The organism is Parafrankia sp. EUN1f, assembly GCF_000177675.1.
Lineage (GTDB): Bacteria > Actinomycetota > Actinomycetes > Frankiales > Frankiaceae > Parafrankia.
The window spans coordinates 1-2,548 of record NZ_ADGX01000330.1; the positions used below are offsets into that span (position 1 = coordinate 1).

The 2,548-nt window shown below is 73.7% G+C and carries 2 protein-coding genes and 1 pseudogene; 1 reads left to right on the forward strand and 2 read right to left on the reverse strand.

Features of this window, described 5'->3' with window-relative positions; genetic code table 11:
- Nucleotides 1-627 (forward strand): annotated as a pseudogene (locus FREUN1FDRAFT_RS38765) (serine/threonine protein kinase); the annotation flags it as partial.
- Nucleotides 628-637: 10 nt separating this feature from the next.
- Here the strand turns inward: FREUN1FDRAFT_RS38765 and FREUN1FDRAFT_RS38770 are convergent.
- Both FREUN1FDRAFT_RS38770 and FREUN1FDRAFT_RS38775 read right to left on the reverse strand, forming a co-directional pair.
- Entirely contained in the window at nucleotides 638-1,549 is a 912-nt protein-coding gene (locus FREUN1FDRAFT_RS38770; RefSeq protein WP_006545919.1) for a TIGR01777 family oxidoreductase, read from the reverse strand.
- A gap of 90 nt (nucleotides 1,550-1,639) precedes the next feature.
- Nucleotides 1,640-2,548, reverse strand: a 909-nt coding sequence (locus tag FREUN1FDRAFT_RS38775; RefSeq protein WP_006545920.1) for a 2-oxo acid dehydrogenase subunit E2, incomplete at its 5' end; no start/stop codon positions are given.

The following is a 2,548-nucleotide window of genomic DNA, read 5'->3' on the forward strand; positions in this document are numbered from 1 at the left end:
GGGCGGGTCCGCGGTGGCGCCCGCGGGGGCCCGGCGGGGCGTTCGGGGCGGTCCGGCCGCGGCGGGCGGAAACGTCTGCTGCTACCGGCGATCGGCTGCGTCGGGCTCGTGGCTGTCGTCATCGCTGTCGTGCTGATGAACGGCGGCTCCGACCGGGCCGAGACCCGCAAGGCCCCGACGGCCGGCGGCGGGGGAGGGCAGAACCCGAGCGCGACACCGGTGAACGGGCGGTCACCGGAGCAGGCGTGGCGGGCGGTCCTCGAGGAGCTGAACGTCGCGCGAAGCAGGGCCTTCGAGCGCGCCGACCTCGCCGCGCTGGACGCGGCGGACGCACCGGACAGTGCCGCGCTGCGCACCGACGAGGCAACCGTCCGCACGCTGCTGGAGAAAGACGCGCACTCGTCGCCGGTACGGATTCAGATCATCGACCTGGAGATTCAGCTGGAACGCGCGGATCAGGTCGTGCTGCGCGTGACGGAGAGCGTCGAGGCCTACAACTTCCTCAACGCCGCCGGCGCGGTCCTGGCAAGCGAACCGAGCTCGCCGGCGAGCATCAAGATCCTGACGCTCTGGCGGACCAGCGGAGGCTGGCGGCTCGCGGGCAGTGAGTCGGTCGCACCTGGCTGACCGGGCCGGATCAGCCGCCGTGGTGCAGGGCGTCCTCCAGCGCCGCGGCGAGATCCGGGTGGGCGAAACGGAAACCCGCGTCGAGCAGGGCGGCCGGCGCGAGGCGCTGGGAGGCGAACACTCCCTCGTCGGCGAACTCGCCGAGCGCCAGCCGTAGGGCGACGCGGGGAACCCGCGCGAACGCCGGGCGGTGCAGCGCCCGGGCCAGGGCGGCGGTGAACTCGGCGTTGGTCACTGGGCTCGGGGCGACGAGGTTGACCGGCCCGCGTACCCCGTCGGCGTCGAGCAGGAAGCGCGCCGCCGCGACGGTGTCGCGCAGGCTGATCCAGCTGAGCCACTGCCGCCCCGGGCCGAGCTGGCCGCCGGCGCCCAGGCGGAACAGCGGGAGCAACCGGCCGAGCATTCCGCCGCGGGCGGACAGCACTACGCCGATGCGCAGCCGCACCACTCGGATTCCGCCCGCCTCGGCCGCCGCGGTGGCGCCCTCCCAGCCGCGGACGAGGTCGGCGAGGAATCCGACGCCCGCACCGGCCGACTCGTCCAGCGCTGGTCCGGTCGCACCGGCGGGGCTGCCGTACCAGCCGATGGCGCTGCCGGAGAGCAGGACGCGCGGCGGTACGGCGAGACCGGCGAGCGTCTCGGCGAGCAGGCGGGTGCCCTCGATGCGGCTGGCGCACAGGACCTGCTTGTAGCTCGCGGTCCAGCGGTGATCGCCGAGGCCGGCGCCGGCGAGGTTGATCACCGCGTCGACGCCCTGGAGCTCGCGTGGATCCAACTGGCCGGCCAGGGGATCCCAGCGGATCTCGCCCGGGCCCCGCGGCGGCCGGCGGACGATCCGGACGACCTCGTGCCCGTCAGCCCGCAGGGCTGGCAGCAACGCCGAACCAATGAGCCCGGACGATCCGGTGACGGCCACCTTCATCTGTCCGGGCTCCTCGGCTCGTACGGCTTGCTCATTCGGCTTCTCGTTCGGCCTGCTCGTCGGGCCTGACGAGCAGGCCTGACCGCTCGGTTACAGCCCGAGCTCGGCCTCGAAGGCACCTTCCTCCAGCCGGCTCGCCACCGCGGTCAGGAAGCGGGCCGCGTCGGCGCCGTCGACGATCCGGTGGTCGTAGGTCAGGGCCAGGTAGACCTTCGACCGAACCGCGATGACCTCACCGAGCTCCGGGTCCGTGACGACGGCCGGCCGCTTGACGACCGACCCGGTGCCCAGGATCGCCACCTGAGGCTGGTTGAGGATCGGGGTGTCGAACAGCGCGCCCCGGCTGCCGGTGTTTGTCAGCGTGAACGTGCCACCGCCCAGGTCGTCCGGGGACACCTGGTTGGCGCGGGTGCGGGCGGCGAGCTCGTCGATCTTGCGCGCCATGCCGCTGAGGTTCAGGTCGCTGGCGTTGTGGATGACCGGGACGACCAGCCCGCGGTCGGTGTCGACCGCGACACCCAGGTTCTCCGCGTCATGGTAGGTGACCGTGCCGCCCTCCAGATCGATGCTGGAGTTGATCACCGGGTGCTCGCGCAGCGCCTCGCAGGCGGCCACGGCGAAGAACGGCAGGAAGGAGAGCTTCACGCCCTCGCGGGCCAGGAACGCGCCCTTGGCCCGGTCGCGCAGCTTCGCGATCCGCGTGACGTCGGCCTCCACGACGGTCGTGAGCTGCGCGCTGATCTGCAGTGACTCGACCATCCGGCGGGCGACGAGCGAGCGCAGGCGGGTGAGTTTCTCGGTGCGCCCACGGGCGGCGGCTGCGGCGGCCGTGGGGGCCGGCACCGGCGCGGCTGCCGGGCGAGCGACAGCGGCAGCGGGCACGGGAGCGGCAGCGGGCACGGGAGCGGCGGGAGCCGCCGGGGCTGCCGCGGCCTTCGCCGCATCCTGGATGTCCTGCTTGGTGATGCGCCCCCCCGGCCCACTGCCGGTCATGATGCC

What these genes read in the sequence shown, in the direction of transcription:
- FREUN1FDRAFT_RS38770 (WP_006545919.1), bottom strand. Translation starts at nt 1,549, where the DNA reads ATGAAGGTGGCCGTCACCGGATCGTCCGGGCTCATTGGTTCGGCGTTG.